The following is a 17,781-nucleotide window of genomic DNA, read 5'->3' as shown; positions in this document are numbered from 1 at the left end:
CTAGTTTTGTTTCTGTGCGAAAAGCGCGAGCAGGTTCTCAATCGAGAACATTGCAATGCAGACGCTGGCAATAACCGGAATGCAGTAACGCAACGATTCAGGCAAGCCGATAATTGGAATCCGGTCTTCGGCGGTGGCCTCCACCATCTGCAGACACCCGAAGAAAACCATCACCGCAAACGCGATCAGGCAAATATGCTGAAACGCCGTGGCGATGAGTTGCCCTTTCGGCGGCAATTTCTTGACGAGCGAATCGAGCCCGATATGACCGCCCTCACGCACCTTGAGCGCGGCGCCGAACATGGCGATCACGATCACCAGCAAAAGCGCGATGGGTTCGACGAAATCCGGCGCATCGCTGAAAACGTAGCGCATCACGACGCTGTAGATCACCAGCAGACTCAGCACGGCGAGACTCACCGACGCCAGGATAACCAGCGCGCGGAACAGAAAATCATTTGGGCGTTTCATGAATCTCATTGAACCCATCCTTGCATACGACCGACCTTTCTTTAATAGTCAGCAATCCTGTTCGACTTATCGATTCAGGAAGCACGCAGCGGCAGAGCCCGCGAATCTTCTCGCAGGCTCTGTACGCCGCAACTGTGCCTCCGTTCAGGCGAACCTTATTTGACTGCCTGAATCTCGTCGACGAGCTGCTTCATTTGCGGGGTCTTTTCGTACTTCGCCCAGACCGGCTGCATGGCCTTGACGAACGCGGCGCGATCGATCTGCGTCGAGGCGACGATGGTCGCGCCGCCCTTCGTGACCGTCTTGCCCGCGTCGGCTTCACGCGCCGTCCACAGCTTCTGGTAGTACGGCACCGAGTCGGCGGCAGCCTTCTTGATGATGTCCTGCTCTTGCGGCGTCAGCGTGTCCCACACTTTCTTCGAGAACACCAGCACTTCCGGCGTCATCGAATGCTGGGTTTCGGAGTAGACCGGCGCGACTTCGAAGTGCTTGGTCTCTTCGTACGACGGCAGGTTGTTCTCAGCGGCATCCACCAGACCCGTCTTCAGGCCCGTGTAGACCTCGGCGAACGGCATCGGCGTGGGCGTGCCGCCCATTGCGCGGATTTCGTCGACCATCAGATCGGACGGCTGCACGCGAACCTTGAGGCCCTTCATGTCAGCCGGCGTGTGAATCGGCTTCTTGGTGTAGATGGAACGCGCGCCGCTCTCGTAGAACGTCAGCGCGATCATGCCCTTCGCCTTGAATGCGTCGAGAATCTTCTGGCCTTCCGGGCCGTACATCACTTTGCGGAAATGGTCGATGTCGCGGAACAGGAACGGCAGCGACGGGATCATCGATTCGGGCACGATCTCGTTGAAAGCGGCACCGTTGGCGCGCGCCATGTCCAATGCGCCGATGCGCACCTGATCGATCGTGTCGTTTTCGGAACCCAGCGCGCTATTGCCGAAGACCTTCACGGAATCCTTGCCGCCGGTTGCCTTGTTGATCTGTTCCCCCATGTATTTCACGGCCATGTTGGTCGGATAGGTGTCGCCATGCACGTCGGACACGCGGAACACACGCGCTTGTGCCGACACGGTGCTGAAGGCCAGCAGCGAGGCTGCGACGATCATCGAAACACGGGAAGAGGCAAACTTCTTATTCATCGTGAAATTCCTTGAAAAATTGACCATCCAATCGATTGCGGAGGGCCCGCTTGCGGTGGCCGCCCGCGGATGCGACATGGTTTGCTGCGTCTCCCGGCTCGACGCTCGCCACCGCTTGCGGTCACGAGCGCTTTGCCATGCTGGTCTGTGCAACGTCCCCGGCGCAGATGCTCAGCACTCCTGTCAGACAACTCGACTCTTTTACTTTTGCTTCAACTGCATCGGCTTGCGTCGCGCGTGCGAGTAGTCGCGCGCGTCGACGCCGCCTCGTTCATACCGAAAACTTGAAAATTCACAGAAAGGAATTCGTTTGGGCTTATACGTTGTACGACGACATATGAAGTCTATAAAACGAAGTTTGAGTTGTACAGACGGTATTTACCCGCACCGCGAAGGCATCCGGCACGGATGGCCGATGCATCGCACGGCGAGTCCCTACGCCAACTGGCGCGGCGCTCCCGGGGTAAAACCGGCATGCCCCGGAGACGCGGTTTTTCGTAGCGAAATGTGACGAGACCGTAGTCTTTACACCACAATGTTGTACGACGACCTATGAATATCGAGCAGACAAACAAAGGGCGCCGGAGCATGACGACATGCCCGGCGCCCTTCTCATGCGGGCTTCGCTTACAGCTCGCCGGCGAACTCCGGCTCGGGCAGTCCGGTCACGCCAGGACGCACGGCGAACAGATGGCCGTCGTGCTCGCTCGCGTTCGCTGCGGGACGAATCGACGTGACGAACAGCGTGTCCAGATCGCGTCCACCGAAGGCACACATGGCCGGCTTGATGGCCGGCACGGCGATCTGCCGGTCCAGCTTGCCTTCGGGCGTGAAGCGCAGCAACAGGCCTGCGTCGTTCGCGCAGATCCAGTAGCAGCCGTCGGCGTCCACCGCGGCGCCGTCCGGACGGCCCGCATGGTGGTTCAGATCAGCGAACACGCGACGGTTGCGCGGCTCGCCAGTCTCGACGTCGTAATCGAAGGCCCAGATCTGCCTGCGCAACGGATGCGAGTCCGACAGATACATGGTCGTGCCGTCCGGCGACCACGCGAGGCCGTTCTGCGTAATGAGCGCGTCGACGACCGGCGCGGACAGCACGCCGCGCGCATCGAAACGATAGAGCGCACCGGCCGGCTTGGCCGCCGCCATGTCCTGCACCATCGTGCCGGCCCAGAAGCGTCCTTGCCGGTCGCAGCGGCCGTCGTTGAAACGCATGTCGTCGCAAGCGAAATCCGGGGCGGCGAGCTTGCGCCCTGTCACCTGCACGGGTTCGCTGTTCGCCGAGGGCGCGGTCAGCGTGACCGCAAAGAGCCCGGTCTCGCAGCCGGCCAGCACCGTGCCGCGATGATCGAACGCGATGCATGCGACTTTCTCCGGCAGCAACCATTCAGAGCGCTCGCCCGAATCGATCCGCAAGCGCACGATCTTCCGCGCCGGAATATCCACCCAATACAGGGCTTGCTCCGCGACGCGCCACACCGGACTTTCACCGACTGAGGCCGGCGCCTGCCCCGCTGCCTCGACTCGCTCCACTCGCGGGTTCGCCGCGGCGCTCACCGTTTCGGCTCCATCGGACCGGCGAGCACAAATGGGCCGCCCTGGAAACGCTGCGTCGGATCGTCGAGTTCGGCGGTCGGTGCCGTGACCGGAAAGAGATGCTCGAATTCGACCGAACTGTCTTGCGGACGAAAACCAAGGAACGCGGCCTTCGTGTTGTCCACCCACTTGGTCCGGTTATCCGAGACGCCGTAGACGATCGCGTGACCCACGCGGTTGGTGAACAGCGAGCAGCGCACCAGCTCGATGAAGTCGCGATAGCTCAGAAAGGTCACGAGCATGCGCGGATTCTTCGGCTGCTCGAACGACGAACCGATCCGCAGACACACGGTCTCCAGACCGAAGCGATCGAAGTAGTAACGCGACAACGATTCCCCAAAGCATTTCGTCACGCCGTACAAGCTGTCGGGACGCAGCGGCGCATCGATATCGACCACCTCCGTCACCGGATGAAAACCCACCGCATGATTCGAGCTCGCATACACAATGCGCTTCACGCCCTGCTTCTGCGCAGCCGAATAGAGGTTGTACAGGCCACGGATATTCGCTTCGATCAGATCTTCGAACGGCGCCTCGACGGAAATGCCGCCGAGGTGAATCACCGCGTCCACGCCTTCGAGCAGCGCGTGGACCGCGGCTTCGTCCGCGAGGTCGACGGTCGAAGCTTCCTCATGCGCCGCCACGTCGCCAAGCGGAGCGATATCCGTGACGCGCACGATATCGGCCCACGCGGCGAGCACGCCGCGCAACTGCTTGCCGAGGTTGCCGGCCGCGCCGGTGAGCAGCAGGCGGCGAAAGGGTTTCTGTGCCGCGCCGCGGTCAAGGTTCGAGTCAGTCATGTTTCTATAGTGGTGTGAGTGCGATCAGATCAGGCAAGGCAGCCAGCCGGCCCATCAGGTCACGGGCGCCGGATTGAACAGCGTCAACGCATTGTGGAGCTTGAGCTTTTCAGCGCAGGTCTCCTTGCGCCCGCTGGCGACGTCGAGCATCAGACGGAACAGTTCCCAGCCCACCTCTTCGATGGTCGCCGCGCCGGTCGCGATGGTGCCGGCGTTGATGTCCATCAGGTCGTGCCAGCGGCGCGCCAGATCCGAGCGCGTCGCGACCTTGATGACGGGCACTTCGGCGAGGCTATATGGCGTGCCGCGGCCGGTGGTGAAAACGTGCAGATTGATACCCGCCGCGACTTGCAGCGTACCGCAGATGAAGTCGCTAGCCGGCGTGGCCGCGTAAATCAGGCCTTTCTGGCGAACCTTCTCGCCAGGCGACAACACGCCGGAAATCGCCGAATTGCCCGACTTGATGATCGACCCCATCGCCTTTTCGACGATGTTCGACAAGCCGCCCTTCTTGTTGCCAGGCGTGGTGTTGGCGCTGCGATCGGCGCCGCCACGCTTCAGATAATCGTCGTACCACTGCATCTCGCGGATGATCGCCGCGGCGACCTCCGGGTTGGCCGCGCGCGCCGTCAATTGATCGACGCCGTCGCGCACTTCGGTGACTTCGGAGAACATGACCGTGGCGCCGGCACGCACCAGCAAGTCGGTCGCGTAGCCCACCGCGGGGTTCGCGGTGAGGCCGGAGAACGCGTCGCTGCCGCCGCATTGCACGCCGATCACGAGATCGGACGCGGGGCACGTCTCGCGACGGCGATTGTTCAAACGCTTCAGATGACCATCGGCCATTCGCATGATCGACTCGATCATCGACTGGAAGCCGACGTGCGCTTCGTCTTGCAGTACGACGACGTCGCCGTTCAGATCGGCCTCGATATCGCCGATGTCCGCGACTTCGGCCACATTCGCGGCCGCGGCGATCGGAATCGTGCCGGGCGGCATCAGGCGCTCAGGCTGCAGCTTCTCGCAACCGAGGCTGACCATCATCACCTCGCCGCCGAAATTCGGATTCAGGCTGATATTGCGCACGGTGCGGATCGGCACCATCGCGTCGGGTGCGTCGATCGCGACGCCGCAACCGTAGGTGTGGCCGAGGCTCACCACGTCGTCGACGTTCGGATAGTTAGGCAGCAGTTCGGCCTTGATGCGGGTGACCGCGTGCTGGACCACATCGGCGACGCATTGCACCGTGGTCGTGATGGCGAGAATGTTGCGCGAGCCAACCGAGCCGTCCGCGTTGCGGTAGCCCTCGAACGTGTAGCCCTCGAGCGGCGGCATCTCCGGCGCCTTGATCGTGGCGATCGGCAGATCCTCGAGTCCCGGCGGGCTCGGCATGCGGATCACATGTTCGTTGATCCAGCTGCCCTTGGGCAGCGCCTTGAGCGCATAGCCGATCACCACGTTGTAGCGGATGACCTCGTTGCCCTCGGCCAGATCCGCCAGCGCGACCTTGTGCCCTTGCGGTACGCGCTCGCGCAGCGCCAGGCCATCGGGAAATACCGCGCCCTCACCCAGGCCGCCGTCGTTGACGACGATCGCGACATTGTCATTGGGGTGAACGCGAATGTAGAGCGGAGATTGTTCCATTGCATCGATCCTTATGGCGATGTACGCCTGCTGCGCCAGCTATTCATACGTCATCCTACAACACAGAAGATTGCACAGACGTTCCGTATTTACCCTAGGAGAAGCATTATGCCGTGAAATGCCCGTTGAGTTAGCCGTTTTGTTGTTGTACGATGACGTATAAGAAATCTCAATTTCTATCTGAACGAACCACCCGCGAACCATTCCGACGCTCTGGATACTCATCATGACGACACCGCAGGAACTGAAGCAGATCGTTTCCGAAGGCCTCCTGTCCTTCCCCGTTACCGACTTTGACGAACAAGGCGATTTCCGCGCCGACACCTATGCTGAGCGCCTCGAATGGCTCGCTCCTTACGGCGCGTCGGCGCTGTTCGTCGCCGGCGGCACGGGCGAATTCTTCTCGCTCACGCACAACGACTATTCGAACGTCGTGAAGACGGCCGCCGAAGTCTGCAAAGGCAAGGTGCCGATTCTCGCCGGCGCGGGCGGCCCGACGCGCGTCGCGATCGCTTACGCACAGGAAGCCGAGCGCCACGGCGCGAACGGCATTCTGCTGATGCCGCACTATCTGACGGAAGCCTGCCAGGAAGGTATCGCCGCGCACGCTGAAGAAGTCTGCAAGTCCGTGCCGAACATGGGCGTGATCATCTACAACCGTGCGAACTCCAAGCTTAACGCCGATATGCTCGAAGGGCTGGCCGAGCGCTGCCCGAACCTGATCGGCTTCAAGGACGGCGTGGGCGAGATCGAGAACATGGTGTCGATCCGCCGCCGCCTCGGCGACCGCTTCTCCTATCTCGGCGGCTTGCCGACCGCGGAAGTCTATGCCGCGGCGTACAAGGCGCTGGGCGTGCCGGTGTATTCGTCAGCGGTGTTCAACTTCATTCCGAAGACCGCGATGGACTTCTATCGCGCCATCGCCGCGGACGACCACGCGACCGTCGGCAAGCTGATCGACGAATTCTTCCTGCCGTATCTGGCGATCCGCAACCGCCGCGCCGGCTACGCGGTCAGCATCGTCAAGGCGGGCGCGAAGCTGGTCGGCCACAGCGCCGGTCCGGTCCGCGCGCCGCTGACCGATCTGACGGAAGAAGAAATGAGCAAGCTGGACGCGCTCATCAAGACGCTCGGTCCGCAGTAATCCGGCTGGCCTATTAGTAGCAATTGACACCCGCCGGCCGTGCGAACGATGGCCGCGTAGACGGCACCGCAAAGAGCGCCCGGGACGGCAACGTCGCCGGGCGTTTTTGTGCCGCACGAATGTACCGACGAGGCGTCGTAGCCGCTTTTTGCGCCACGACGCCTCGGGAGCCCACTCCTCCCGCGCAAAAGAAATTCAGGAGATGACCATGGAAATGAGCCGCACCGTCAGTGCCGCCCACGTCGCAAAGCGCACCCGAGTCCGCTACGGGATCCTGCTGCTGATCTTTCTGATCACGACCTTCAACTATGCGGACCGCGCCACGCTGTCGGTGACCGGCTCGGCCATGCGCGCCGAGTTCGGCTTCGACGCGATCCGCATGGGCTACATCTTCTCCGCGTTCAGTTGGGCCTATGTGCTGTCGCAACTGCCGGCCGGCTGGCTGCTGGACCGCTTCGGCGCGCGGCGCGTCTACGCGGCGAGCATTTTCTTCTGGTCGCTCTTCACGCTGCTGCAAAGCTCGATCGGCTTGCTGGGCAGCGCGGCGGCCGCCGTCACCGCGCTGTTCGTGCTGCGCTTTGCGATGGGCGCGGCCGAATCGCCGGCATTTCCGGCCAATGCGAAGGTCGTGGCGAGCTGGTTCCCGACCAACGAACGCGGCACGGCGTCGGCCATTTTCAATTCGGCGCAATACTTCGCGGCGGTCGTGTTCACGCCGTTAATGGCGTGGCTTACCCACGCGTTCGGCTGGCACATGGTCTATGTCGTGATGGGCATGATGGGGCTCCTGCTCGCGCTCACCTGGCTGAAGGTGATGAAGAACCCCGCGGATCATCCGCGTGTTTCGCGCGCCGAGTTGGAGTACATCGAACAGGGCGGCGGCGTGATCAGCGGGCAGAAGCAAGCCCGATCCGCCGACAAGATCGAAAGTACCGGCGGCTGGTCCCTGGTTCGCCAACTGCTCAGCAACCGCATGCTGGTCGGCGTCTATCTCGCGCAGTACTGCATCAACGTGCTGACCTACTTCTTCCTGACGTGGTTTCCGATCTACCTCGTGCAGGCGCGTGGCATGACGATTCTGCAAGCGGGTCTGGTCGCTTCGCTGCCGGCGATTTGCGGATTCTCGGGCGGCGTGCTCGGCGGCATCTTGTCCGACGGACTGATCCGTCGCGGCCATTCGCTCACGATCGCGCGCAAGGTGCCGATCGTCGGCGGCATGCTGCTGTCGGTGTGCATCATCGGCTGCAACTATGTGTCGACCGACTGGGTCGTCGTCGCGCTCATGTCGCTCGCGTTCTTCGGCAAAGGCATCGGCGCGCTCGGCTGGGCTGTCGTCGCCGATACGTCGCCGAAGGAAGCGCTCGGTCTCTCCGGCGCGATCTTCAATATGTTCGGCAACGTGGCCGGCATCGTGACGCCGATCGTGATCGGCTATCTCGTGGCGAAGACCGGCTCGTTCAACGGCGCGCTGGTGTTCGTGGGCATCAATGCCCTGCTCACGGTGTTCAGCTATCTCGTGATCGTGAAAGACATCAAGCGGGTCGAGTTGCGCCCGCGCTGATCGCGCGGCGGTTATCGTACTTCTCTGCGGACGGCGAAATGAGCGCCGTCGCCGCGTGAAACGCAGGCTAGAAAGGGACCCCGGCGTCGCATCGGGCGCCGGCCCGCAAAATGATATGGCGTGGTTATAATCAGTCGTCAGACGACGGTATAATGAAACGCATGAAGTGTCTGCAACTATCTGATTCAAGGGGCGTTTTCGATGGCTACACCACTGGCATCCGCGGCACCGCCACGACGCGCTCGTAATCTTGCCGAGTTCGTCGTCAGCTACGTCACCGAGCAAATCGCGTCCGGCGCGCTGAAGCCCGGCGACAAACTGCCGACCGAATCGCAACTCATGGTCACGCTGAGCGTGAGCCGCACCGTCATTCGCGAGGCGATTTCGCGTTTGCAGGCGGGCAAGATCATCGAGACGCGGCACGGCATCGGCAGCTTCGTGCTCGAGCCGCAGCGCGAAAAGCTGGGCATCGACATGGTGCCCGCCACCACTCTGCGCGACGTGCTGTCGATCCTGGAACTGCGCATCAGTCTCGAAACGGAATGCGCGGGTCTCGCGGCCCAGCGCGCCAAGCCGGACGACCTCGCGCGCATGCGCGGCGCGCTCGACGCAATCGAAGCCACGCGCCATAACGGGCTGGACAGCGTCGACGCCGATCTGCAGTTTCATATCTCGGTGGCGCGCGCCACGGGCAACCGCTATTTCGTCGACATCCTCACGCAAATGGGCAGCGCGCTGATTCCGCGGAACCGGCTCGATTCGGCGGGCATTGCGCGCGCGGAACCGGACGCGTATCTGTCGCTCGTCAACCTCGAGCACGAAAGCATTCTCGAAGCAATCACGCGGCACGACGCGGAAGGCGCGCGCGCGGCCATGCGCATGCATCTGTCCAACAGCCGCGAGCGTCTGCGGCGCGCTAACGAAGCCGCCGAGGCGAATAGCTGATTCGGCTCGCTTCTGATTCGGGTTCGCTAAGGCGGACGCAATAGAAAAATGGCCGGGATATCCCGGCCATTCTTTTATCTCACTCGATCACCCGCCCCTTAACTGCGCGTGATCTCGCCATCGCGACGACGCCACAGGTCCAGCGGGTTGCCGTCGGTCAGCGCTTGCGGCAGCAGATCGGCCGGGAAATCCTGGTAGCACACCGGACGCAGAAAACGCTCGATCGACGTCGTGCCGACCGATGTCGCGCGGCTATCGGACGTCGCCGGAAACGGGCCGCCGTGCACCATCGCGTGCGACACCTCGACGCCCGTCGGGAAACCGTTCACCAGAATCCGGCCGGCCTTGCGTTCGAGAATCGGCACCAGTTTCTTCGCCGCTGCCAGGTCGGCGCTGTCCATCTGCACCGTGGCGGTCAACTGACCGGCAAAGTGCTCGGCGACCGCGAGCAGTTCCCGCTCGTCCTTGCAACGGACGATGGTCGACGCCGGGCCGAACACCTCGTCTTCCAGTGCCGGCGTGGCGAGGAACGTCTGTGCGTCGGTCACGAACAACGCCGCGCGCGCCTGCGTCGGGCCGGTTGTATCGACACCGCGCGCTACTGCCTCGACGCCCTTGATCGCCGCCAGCTTGCCCTCGCCTTCTTCATAAGCAGCGCAGATGCCGGACGTCAGCATGGTCTGCGCGGGCTTGCCGCTCAGCGCGTCCGACGCCGTGGCGACGAAAGTCTTGAGCGCGTCGCTGTCGACGGCAATCGCGAGACCCGGATTGGTACAGAACTGGCCGGCGCCAAGCACCAGCGAATCGACGAAACCGCGCGCGATGCTCTCGCCGCGCGCAGCCAGCGCATTCGACAGGAGGAACACGGGATTGATGCTGCTCATTTCCGCGTAGACCGGAATCGGCTCGGCACGCGCCGCCGCGACGCGCATCAGCGACGTGCCGCCCGCGCGCGAACCGGTGAAACCAACCGCCTTGATCGCCGGATGCGCGACCAGCGCCTCGCCGACGGAATTCCCCGCGCCGACGATCATCGAGAACACGCCTTCCGGCAAGTCCATCTCTTGCGCGACGCGCTGGATCACGCGGCCGACCATCTCGGACGTGCCGAGGTGCGCGCGGTGCGCCTTCACCACGACCGGGCAGCCGGCCGCGAGCGCTGCCGCCGTGTCGCCGCCCGCCACCGAAAACGCGAGCGGGAAATTGCTGGCGCCGAACACCGCGACCGGGCCGAGCGGAATCTTTTGCATGCGCAGGTCAGAGCGCGGCAGCGGCTTGCGCTCCGGCAGCGGCGAATCGAGCGTGGCGGCGAGCCACTGGCCGGCGCGCACGACTTGCGCGAACAGCTTGAGCTGGCCGGTGGTGCGGCCGCGTTCGCCTTCGAGACGCGCCTTCGGCAGACCCGATTCCTGGTGCGCCCGTTCGATCAGCGCGTCGCCCAATGCCGTGATGCCGTCGGCGATACGCTCGAGAAACTCGGCGCGCACCGTGAGCGGCAGTTGCCGGTACGGATCGAACGCTTGCTGCGCCAGCTCACACGCCTGCCCCACGACGGCCACCGAGCCGCTACCGAAAACCGGCTCCGCGATATCGGATCCCGTGGCAGGATTGAACGCATGCAATGGTTTTTCCTCGCCGCGCACCGCTTGGCGGCCGATCAGCATTTCGCCGGTAAGAGACATTTGCTTTCCTTGAGTGAAGGCCTAAGATATAGGTCATCCTACAACATTACGAGGTATGCGCGCAACCTGAAACGCTTGCCTGGCGAGGAATTCGGGTTAACGTGACCGTTACAACCGGCGAGGCCGGTGCTAATCTGCAATCAAGACATACGACGACCTATAACTCGTGTTGAGCCGTCGTCGGAACTTGCCCGATCCATTACCGTTCGAGGAAAACAGCCGATGCCAGCCGTCACGCCTTACCAGCCCTTACCCAACAGTTTCCGCCGAGCAGTGTGCGGCGGTGAAACCCTGATCGGCTGCTGGGCGTCGCTCGCCAGCCCGATCGTCACCGAACTGCTCGGCATTATCGGCTTCGACTGGATGCTGCTGGACGCCGAGCACGCGCCGAACGACGTCCTTACGCTGATCCCGCAGTTGATGGCGCTCAAGGACAGCGGCAGCGCGCCGGTCGTACGGCCGCCCGCTAACGACAGCGTGTTCATCAAGCGGCTCCTCGACACCGGCTTTTCGAATTTCCTGGTGCCGTTCGTGGAAAGCGCCGACGACGCGGCGCGCGCCGTCGCCGCCACGCGTTACCCGCCGCAGGGCATTCGCGGCGTCTCGGTGAGCCATCGCGGCAATCGTTACGCGACGGTGCCCGACTACTTCGACGTCGCCAACGACAACGTCTGCGTCATCGTGCAGATTGAAAGCCGCAAGGCCGTCGACGCGATCGACGAAATTCTCGCCGTTGACGGCATCGACGCCGTGTTCGTCGGGCCGTCCGACCTCGCGGCCGCATACGGCCATCTCGGCAATCCGAATCATCCCGACGTGCAGGCGGCGATCGCGCGCGTGTTCGAACGCGCGCAAGCCGCGGGCAAGCCGAGCGGCATTCTCGCGCCGGTGCAGGCCGACGCGGAGCGCTACATCTCCATGGGCTGCCGCGTCGTCGCGGTCTGCGCGGATATGGGGCTGCTGAAAGCGGCCGCGCAGACGGTTCAAAAACACTTCATGCAGAAACAGGCGGGCCAGCAATAACCCGGCCGCCATGACATCTCCGGAGCATTCCATGCAAAAAGCAGGCTTTATCGGACTCGGCATCATGGGCAAGCCCATGGCCGCCAACCTTCTCAAGAACGGCGTCGCGCTGGCAGCGTTCACACGCAGCGGCGTGCCCGACGATCTCATCCAGGCGGGCGCTCTCGCGTGCGACAGCCCCGCCGCCGTGGCCGCGCAGGCCGACGTGATTTTCATCATGGTGCCGGATACGCCCGACGTCGAGCGCGTGCTGTTCGGCGAACAAGGTCTCGCCGGATCGTTGCGCGCGGGACAAACTGTCGTCGACATGAGCTCGATTTCGCCGATGGCCACCCGCGAGTTCGCGGCCCGCGTGCGCGAGACCGGCGCGGACTATCTGGATGCGCCGGTTTCCGGCGGCGAAGTCGGCGCCAAGGCCGGCTCGCTGACCATCATGGTGGGCGGCGAAACCGCGACCTTCGATGCCGTCAAGCCGCTGTTCGACATGATGGGCAAGAACGTCACGCTGATCGGTGGCGTCGGCGCCGGCCAGGTGTGCAAGGTGGCCAACCAGGTGATCGTCGCCGCGACGATCGAGGCAGTCGGCGAGGCGCTGCTGCTCGCCTCCAAGGCCGGCGTCGATCCGGCGCGCGTGCGGGAAGCGCTGATGGGCGGGTTCGCGTCCTCGCGCATTCTCGAAGTGCACGGCGAACGCATGACCAAACGCACCTTCGATCCGGGCTTCCGCATCGAGTTGCACCAGAAGGATCTGAACCTCGCGCTCTCCACCGCGCAATCGCTCGGCGTCTCCCTGCCGAATACGGCCACCTGCCAGGCGCTGTTCAACGCCTGCGTCGCGCACGGCGGCAAGGCGTGGGACCACTCGGCGATGGTGCGCGCGCTCGAATTCCTCGCCGATCACGAGATTGGCCAGAAAACCGCTTAAGCCGCACGCCGCTTTTAAATGCGCCGCTCCGCTTGCCTTATGCAGATAGGCAGGACGGAGCGGCGCATACGTGCGTTCGCCGGCTTCGCAGCGAGTTGACGGAAGTCGTGTCACTTCCACCGCTAAAGTTTTTTTACAAACATTAAGGATACCTTACGTTAAGTAAACAGGTTCGACGAGCTGCATTCCCCAAAGTAGCAACGATTATTGACAACGCCCGCAAAGGGCAAGGAGACATCCGTGGCAACCATAGATAAAACCAACGGCAAGCGGGCAACATCGAAAACGCCCGGCCAGGCTGAGCCGAATTCGCCCGCTCGCCGCGCCTTTATCGTGCTGGCGGGTACGTCAGCCGGCGCGACGCTGCTAGGCGGCTTGTCCGCCTGCGGCGGCTCCGTCAACGGCGGCCCATCCACGCCGCCCGTGGTACAGGATCCGATCTGGGGCACCTCGGGCGCCGCGACGCAGATCATCGCTTCCTTGCAAGGCATCACCCAGTCGATGTTTCCCACACGCGACTTCCTGGTCACGCAATACGGCGCCACACCGTGCGCCGTCGTTGCCGCGACCAATCCGTACACGGGCTCGGCATCGGTCGCGAGTCCCGGTTCCAACCTGACCAACGCCGCTGCCTCGTTCGACTCGCGCCCCGCGTTTCTCGCCGCCATCCAGGCCTGCAATGCCGCAGGCGGCGGACGCGTGGTCGTGCCGGCCGGCACGTGGTACTGCGCTGGCCCGATCGTCCTGCTGAGCAACGTGAACTTTCACCTCAGCGCGAATTGCACGATCTATTTCAGCCCGAACCCCGCCGACTACGCGAAGGACGGCCCGGTCGCCTGCGGCGCCAATGGTAATCTGTTCTATAGTCGCTGGCAGGCGAACGATTGCCTGAACTACGGCTCACCGGTCTACGCGCGCAACCAGACCAACATCGCGCTGACCGGCGAAGACGCGACCTCGGTGCTCAACGGTCAAGCCATGACGCCGTTCGCCGGCAGCGGCAACACCGCCACGTGCTGGTGGACTTTCAAGGGATCGAATGGCGCATACGGCTGCGTAAATTCATCGACGCCGTCGCAGGCGTACCTGAATCCGAAGAACGTCGATCTGAAAACCGCCGCACCCGGCATTTCCGATGCGCTCTACGCGCAACTGACCAGTCCCACGACACCGTGGCAGGAAGACCAGAACTACCTGCCCGCTCTCTCCGAAGCCGGTGTGCCGATTGCGCAGCGCGTCTTCGGTGTTGGCCACTATCTGCGTCCGTGCATGGTCGAGTTCATCGGCTGCACGAATGTGTTGATGGAGAACTACAGCACCAACAACACGCCGTTCTGGCAGCATCATCCGACCGATTGCAAGAACGTCGTGATTCGCGGCGTGACGACCAACAGCATCGGCCCGAATAACGACGGCTTCGATCCGGACGCGTGCAACAACGTGCTGTGCGACAGCGTCACGTTCAACACCGGCGACGATTGCATCGCGATCAAGTCGGGCAAGGATCTGGATACGCAATACGGTCCCGCGCAGAATCACGTGATCCAGAACTGCATCATGAACAGCGGTCACGGCGGCATCACGCTCGGCAGCGAAATGGGCGGCGGCGTGCAGAACATCTATGCGCGCAATCTGCAGATGCTGAATCAGAACTGGGCGACCAATCCGCTGAACATCGCGATTCGCATCAAGACGAATATGAATCGCGGCGGCTTCGTGAAGAACTTCTATGTCGATAAAGTCACGCTGCCCAACGGCGTCGCCCTGAAAGGCGGGGGTTACGGCAGCGCGTTGCTGAGCGGCAGCCCGATCAACGCCACGGTGCCGCTTGGCGTCGTGACGGCGAGCGCAGCCAATCCGTCGGCGGCGCAGGGCGGCCTGATCACGTTCGACTGCGACTATCAACCGGCGAACGACGCCATTCGAATCCGTCCGGCGGTCGTCCAGAACGTGAACATTTCGAACGTGACGGCGAGCAACGTGACGCTTAATGGCGTGACCGGCTCGTGCTTTCAGGCGATCGTCGCTCAAGGGCCCGTCGCGTTCGACTACAACGGCGCGGCCCCGACGCCGACCATTCCGCCGATCAGCGGCGTGACGATCTCGAACTGCAATCTGGGCACGGCAGTCTCGGCCGGACCCGCGAGCGCGACTACACCTGGACCGATCTACGCGTACAACGTCAACGGCATTACGTTGAACAATGTGGTGATCGGCGCGACGACTTACAACACGACGGTCGTCGATAAGCGTTAAGCCGTTAGCGGTTGAACGGCTGAGCGAAGTGCGAGCTTCGTTCAGCCGTGGAGATTCAAGAAACGCAGGGAACAAAAACAAAAATGGCGGCGCCCGAAAGCGCCGCCATTTTCATTTCCGGCTCGACTGATCAGCGTCCGGAATTCATCGCGACCTGGCCTGACTCACTTGAGCACCGCGCTCGCCGGTGTCCAGCGCGGCTCGGGCGTCTTGTCGGCGCTCTTCGCCAGCAGACACACCACAGCGGCCGCGATGATGTCGAACACCGCCAGCACCACGAACAGTGGGCTGTAGCCGATCTGCGTGACCAGCACGCCGAACAGCGCCGTGAACGCAGCCGCGCCCAGGTAGCCTGCCATACCGCCCATGCCGGTCGCGGTAGCGACTTCGTTCTTGCCGAACATATCGGACGTAATCGCGTACAGCGCACCCGACAAGGTCTGATGCGCAAAACCGCCGACGCACAGCAGCGCCACCGCCACATAAGGACTCGCCACCAAGCCGACGCAAGCCGGTCCGATCATGAACAGCGCGCCGACCACGAACACCATCTTGCGCGACGTGAAGAGCGACACCTTCGCGTACTTGTGAAACAGCGGACTGAGATAGCCGCCGAGCACGCAGCCGATGTCGGCGGCCAGAAACGGCATCCAAGCATACAGCGCGACTTCCTTCAGGTTCATGTGACGCTCGGTCATCATGTACAGCGGAATCCACGCGTTGAAGGTCTGCCATGCCGGCTCGGAGAGCATGCGCGGAATGCCGATCGCCCAGAAATCGCGGCTGCCGAGCATGGCGAGCCAGCTGCGCTTGGCGGCGCCGGCGTCGCTGTGCTTCGCTTCCTGGCCACTGAGAATGTAGTCGCGTTCAGCGTCGCTCAACAGCTTCTGGTTGCGCGGGTGCTTGTAGAGCACCATCCACAGCACGCTCCAGATAATCCCAGCCACGCCGACGATCACGAAGGCCAACTGCCACTCGCCGCGCAACAACGCCCACACCACCAGCGGCGGCGCCAGCAACGCGCCGATCGACGAGCCGATGTTGAACCAGCCGATCGCCACCGAACGCTCCTTGGCGGGGAACCACTCGCTCGTCGCCTTGACGCCGGCCGGAATGCCGGCCGCCTCGGCAATGCCGAGCAGGCCGCGGAAGAACGCGAGGCTGCGCCAGCCCGTCGACCACGCCGCCGCGGCGCAAGCCAGCGACCATGCCAGCGCGAACGCCGCAAAGCCGATCTTGGTGCCGACAGTGTCGAGCAGGTAGCCGGCGACCGGCTGCATGAATGCATAGCAAAGCTGCCACGCCACGACCACGTGCGAATACTGCTCCGTGGTGATGTGGAGGTCCTTCATCAACGTCGGCGCCGCGACTGACAGCGTATTGCGCGCGAGGTAATTGATAATGAGCCCGGCCGCGACCAGACTGACCATCCACCAGCGGATGCCCTTGATTTTCATTGCTGCGTCTCCTCGTAATCCTGAACGGCTCAAACAGGCCGCGTAGTGGAAGCGGCCGAGCCGTCCGGCGCGGCGTCATCGCGCGAATAATCGATACCCACAAAGCTGCCGCCCTGGAAGCGCTGGCCGAGCGCGTCGAGCGGATTCGGCCGCGCGAGGATTTCCTCGGCGTAGACCTCGGCATCCTGCGTCGGCTGATAGCCCAGACGTTCGGCGCCGCTGTTGTCCCACCAGCTGCGTGTGTTGGCCGACACGCCCCAGATGGTCAGGAAGCCCACGTTCTCCGCTTCGACACAGCGGTCGAGGAAGTGCAGCAGATCGCGATGACCGAACCAGGTGCTCAGGTGCCGGGGCTCGGTCGGCCGCTCGAGGCAACTGCCGATGCGCACGCAAACGCTCTCGATGCCGTGCTTGTCCCAGTACATTCTGGCGAGCGCTTCGCCCCACACCTTGCTCAGGCCGTAGAAGCCGTCCGGGCGCAGTTCGCAGTCGAGGCTGAGATGCTCGGTGACCGGATACATGCCGATCGCATGATTGGAGCTCGCGAACACGATGCGCTTCACGCCCTGCCGGCGCGCGCCTTCGTACACTTCGACCAGCCCGCGCAGATTGTTTTCGATGATCTCGGGCAGCGGACGCTCCACGCTCGTACCCGCGAAATGGATCAGGACGTCCACGCCTTCCAGCAGACGATCCACGATCGCGGGGTCGCGCAGATCGCCGTGCATCACGTCCTCGCCTTCCACGAGCGGCACGAGGGCCTTCGAGCCCGCGGCCGAACGCAACGGCGTGCCGCGTGCGAGCAACGCAGCGCGTACCACCGAGCCAAGCTGGCCACCGGCTCCACTCAGAGCAATCTTCTTCATAAGGTTCCTTTCCTGCGCCGCGCGCGATCGAACTTGGGTACAGCCGTCGCTTCTGTCATGCCGGCAGTGTCTGCCGATTCAGCGATAGTTGTACGATAACGTACTATCAACGATGCCAGACCGGATTTCAATTAGGCACTTACCCTATCTCGATGAGCCTCCAGTGATGTTTCTCTTAATAAACAAGCGAATAGGCGGACACTATTTATGTGACATCGTATAACTAGAGGCGCGTTTTCGCTCCAGAATCCGGGATGGGAAGG

The 17,781-nt window shown here is 63.0% G+C and carries 14 protein-coding genes; 6 read left to right on the top strand and 8 right to left on the bottom strand.

Annotated elements, in window-relative coordinates:
• The 5 genes from B0G74_RS40650 to garD all read right to left on the bottom strand — a co-directional run bounded on the left by B0G74_RS40650 (position 1) and on the right by garD (position 5,659).
• Positions 1–480, bottom strand: a complete 480-nt coding sequence (locus tag B0G74_RS40650; protein WP_132382858.1) for a TRAP transporter small permease — start codon at positions 478–480, stop codon at positions 1–3.
• 146 nt (positions 481–626) lie between these two features.
• The gene (locus B0G74_RS40645; RefSeq protein WP_132382856.1) at positions 627–1,619 is read right to left on the bottom strand and encodes a TRAP transporter substrate-binding protein; all 993 of its coding nucleotides are present in this window, start codon (positions 1,617–1,619) and stop codon (positions 627–629) included.
• 627 nt (positions 1,620–2,246) lie between these two features.
• Positions 2,247–3,176, bottom strand: coding sequence for an SMP-30/gluconolactonase/LRE family protein (locus tag B0G74_RS40640; RefSeq protein WP_132382854.1), 930 nt, complete (start codon positions 3,174–3,176; stop codon positions 2,247–2,249).
• The gene (locus B0G74_RS40635) at positions 3,173–4,015 is read right to left on the bottom strand and encodes an NAD(P)-dependent oxidoreductase (protein WP_132382852.1); all 843 of its coding nucleotides are present in this window, start codon (positions 4,013–4,015) and stop codon (positions 3,173–3,175) included. Before B0G74_RS40635 ends, B0G74_RS40640 begins: the two co-directional genes overlap by 4 nt.
• A gap of 54 nt (positions 4,016–4,069) precedes the next feature.
• Positions 4,070–5,659, bottom strand: coding sequence for a galactarate dehydratase (garD, locus tag B0G74_RS40630; RefSeq protein WP_132382850.1), 1,590 nt, complete (start codon positions 5,657–5,659; stop codon positions 4,070–4,072).
• A 226-nt stretch (positions 5,660–5,885) separates the two neighbouring features.
• Here garD and kdgD point away from each other — a divergent pair, with 226 nt between their 5' ends.
• The 3 genes from kdgD to B0G74_RS40615 all read left to right on the top strand — a co-directional run bounded on the left by kdgD (position 5,886) and on the right by B0G74_RS40615 (position 9,309).
• Positions 5,886–6,803, top strand: coding sequence for a 5-dehydro-4-deoxyglucarate dehydratase (kdgD, locus tag B0G74_RS40625; RefSeq protein ID WP_132382848.1), 918 nt, complete (start codon positions 5,886–5,888; stop codon positions 6,801–6,803).
• Positions 6,804–6,951: 148 nt separating this feature from the next.
• Complete coding sequence (locus B0G74_RS40620) at positions 6,952–8,364, top strand: MFS transporter (protein ID WP_279388645.1); 1,413 nt, start codon at positions 6,952–6,954, stop codon at positions 8,362–8,364.
• Between the two features lie 201 nt (positions 8,365–8,565).
• Positions 8,566–9,309, top strand: a complete 744-nt coding sequence (locus B0G74_RS40615) for a FadR/GntR family transcriptional regulator (RefSeq protein WP_132382844.1) — start codon at positions 8,566–8,568, stop codon at positions 9,307–9,309.
• 98 nt (positions 9,310–9,407) lie between these two features.
• Here B0G74_RS40615 and B0G74_RS40610 read toward each other — a convergent pair whose 3' ends face one another.
• Positions 9,408–10,991 carry an aldehyde dehydrogenase (NADP(+)) gene (locus tag B0G74_RS40610; protein ID WP_132382842.1) on the bottom strand — a complete coding sequence of 528 codons (1,584 nt, stop codon included), beginning with the start codon at positions 10,989–10,991 and terminating at the stop codon, positions 9,408–9,410.
• 222 nt (positions 10,992–11,213) lie between these two features.
• Here B0G74_RS40610 and garL point away from each other — a divergent pair, with 222 nt between their 5' ends.
• The 3 genes from garL to B0G74_RS40595 all read left to right on the top strand — a co-directional run bounded on the left by garL (position 11,214) and on the right by B0G74_RS40595 (position 15,195).
• Positions 11,214–12,014: a 2-dehydro-3-deoxyglucarate aldolase gene (garL, locus tag B0G74_RS40605; RefSeq protein ID WP_132382840.1), complete on the top strand. Its 801-nt coding sequence runs from the start codon at positions 11,214–11,216 to the stop codon at positions 12,012–12,014.
• 31 nt (positions 12,015–12,045) lie between these two features.
• Positions 12,046–12,939 carry a 2-hydroxy-3-oxopropionate reductase gene (locus tag B0G74_RS40600; RefSeq protein WP_243658543.1) on the top strand — a complete coding sequence of 298 codons (894 nt, stop codon included), beginning with the start codon at positions 12,046–12,048 and terminating at the stop codon, positions 12,937–12,939.
• 240 nt (positions 12,940–13,179) lie between these two features.
• Positions 13,180–15,195 carry a glycoside hydrolase family 28 protein gene (locus B0G74_RS40595; protein ID WP_132382836.1) on the top strand — a complete coding sequence of 672 codons (2,016 nt, stop codon included), beginning with the start codon at positions 13,180–13,182 and terminating at the stop codon, positions 15,193–15,195.
• 164 nt (positions 15,196–15,359) lie between these two features.
• Here B0G74_RS40595 and B0G74_RS40590 read toward each other — a convergent pair whose 3' ends face one another.
• Together B0G74_RS40590 and B0G74_RS40585 are read right to left on the bottom strand one after the other, a co-directional pair.
• Positions 15,360–16,652, bottom strand: a complete 1,293-nt coding sequence (locus tag B0G74_RS40590; protein WP_132382834.1) for an MFS transporter — start codon at positions 16,650–16,652, stop codon at positions 15,360–15,362.
• Positions 16,653–16,681: 29 nt separating this feature from the next.
• Complete coding sequence (locus B0G74_RS40585; protein WP_132382832.1) at positions 16,682–17,518, bottom strand: NAD(P)-dependent oxidoreductase; 837 nt, start codon at positions 17,516–17,518, stop codon at positions 16,682–16,684.
• Positions 17,519–17,781: the final 263 nt, after the last annotated feature.

Origin of the sequence: Paraburkholderia sp. BL9I2N2 (genome assembly GCF_004339745.1) — a bacterium.
Lineage (GTDB): Bacteria > Pseudomonadota > Gammaproteobacteria > Burkholderiales > Burkholderiaceae > Paraburkholderia.
The sequence above is the reverse complement of the archived record's forward strand: the minus strand, read 5'-3'. Positions and strand labels throughout refer to the sequence as shown.

Coding starts and splice junctions, on each gene's coding strand:
- B0G74_RS40650 (WP_132382858.1), bottom strand. CDS start 480: ATGAGATTCATGAAACGCCCAAATGATTTTCTGTTCCGCGCGCTGGTT.
- B0G74_RS40645 (WP_132382856.1), bottom strand. CDS start 1,619: ATGAATAAGAAGTTTGCCTCTTCCCGTGTTTCGATGATCGTCGCAGCC.
- B0G74_RS40635 (WP_132382852.1), bottom strand. CDS start 4,015: ATGACTGACTCGAACCTTGACCGCGGCGCGGCACAGAAACCCTTTCGC.
- garD (WP_132382850.1), bottom strand. CDS start 5,659: ATGGAACAATCTCCGCTCTACATTCGCGTTCACCCCAATGACAATGTC.
- kdgD (WP_132382848.1), top strand. CDS start 5,886: ATGACGACACCGCAGGAACTGAAGCAGATCGTTTCCGAAGGCCTCCTG.
- B0G74_RS40615 (WP_132382844.1), top strand. CDS start 8,566: ATGGCTACACCACTGGCATCCGCGGCACCGCCACGACGCGCTCGTAAT.
- B0G74_RS40610 (WP_132382842.1), bottom strand. CDS start 10,991: ATGTCTCTTACCGGCGAAATGCTGATCGGCCGCCAAGCGGTGCGCGGC.
- garL (WP_132382840.1), top strand. CDS start 11,214: ATGCCAGCCGTCACGCCTTACCAGCCCTTACCCAACAGTTTCCGCCGA.
- B0G74_RS40600 (WP_243658543.1), top strand. CDS start 12,046: ATGCAAAAAGCAGGCTTTATCGGACTCGGCATCATGGGCAAGCCCATG.
- B0G74_RS40590 (WP_132382834.1), bottom strand. CDS start 16,652: ATGAAAATCAAGGGCATCCGCTGGTGGATGGTCAGTCTGGTCGCGGCC.
- B0G74_RS40585 (WP_132382832.1), bottom strand. CDS start 17,518: ATGAAGAAGATTGCTCTGAGTGGAGCCGGTGGCCAGCTTGGCTCGGTG.